This window comes from Muricoccus harenae, from assembly GCF_009848505.1.
GTDB lineage: Bacteria > Pseudomonadota > Alphaproteobacteria > Acetobacterales > Acetobacteraceae > Roseomonas > Roseomonas harenae.
Map to the genome: position 1 here is coordinate 1 of NZ_WWDL01000105.1, position 702 is coordinate 702.

Here is a 702-nt window from a genome sequence, read left to right on the forward strand (position 1 = left end):
GCCTCCGGGAAGGCGGCACGCAGGGCGGGCAGGAGGTGGCGGCCGACGAAGCCGCCGGCGCCCGTGACGAGGATGCGGCCCGGCTGCACCGCAGGGGCCCTAGCGCATCCGCGCGCGGTGACGGGCGAGGTCGGCCTCGACCATCTCCTGGATCATCGCCTCGAGCGTCGTCTCGGCCGACCAGCCGAGCTTCTGCTTCGCCTTGGTGGCATCGCCGAGCAGCACGTCCACCTCGGCCGGGCGCATGAAGGCCGGATCGGCCTTCACGAACTCCTCGTAGTTCAGCCCGACATGGCTGAAGGCGATGCGGGCCATGTCGCGCACCGTGACCGTGCGGCCGGTGGCCACCACATAGTCGTCCGGCGTCTCCTGCTGCAGCATCAGCCACATGGCCTTCACGTAGTCCCGCGCATGGCCCCAGTCGCGCTTGGCATCCATGTTGCCCATGGGCAGCTCGCGCGCCAGGCCGAGCTTGATGCGCGCCGCGCCGTCCGTGACCTTGCGGGTGACGAACTCGATGCCGCGCAGCGGGCTCTCATGGTTGAACAGGATGCCCGAGGAGGCGTGCAGGCCAAAGCTCTCCCGGTAGTTCACCGTCATCCAATGGGCATAGAGCTTGGCCACGGCATAGGGCGAGCGCGGGTAGAAGGGGGTCTTCTCGCTCTGCACCGGCTCCTGGATCAGCCCGTACATCTCGGAGGA

Annotated in this window: 1 protein-coding gene; it reads right to left on the reverse strand. The window is 68.8% G+C overall.

The genetic code is table 11. The annotated features are described in order from the left end of the window. Window positions 1–99: 99 nt before the first annotated feature. Window positions 100–702 (reverse strand): GDP-mannose 4,6-dehydratase (locus tag GSE44_RS25115; RefSeq protein ID WP_159351545.1); only part of this gene is annotated, 603 nt, incomplete at its 5' end.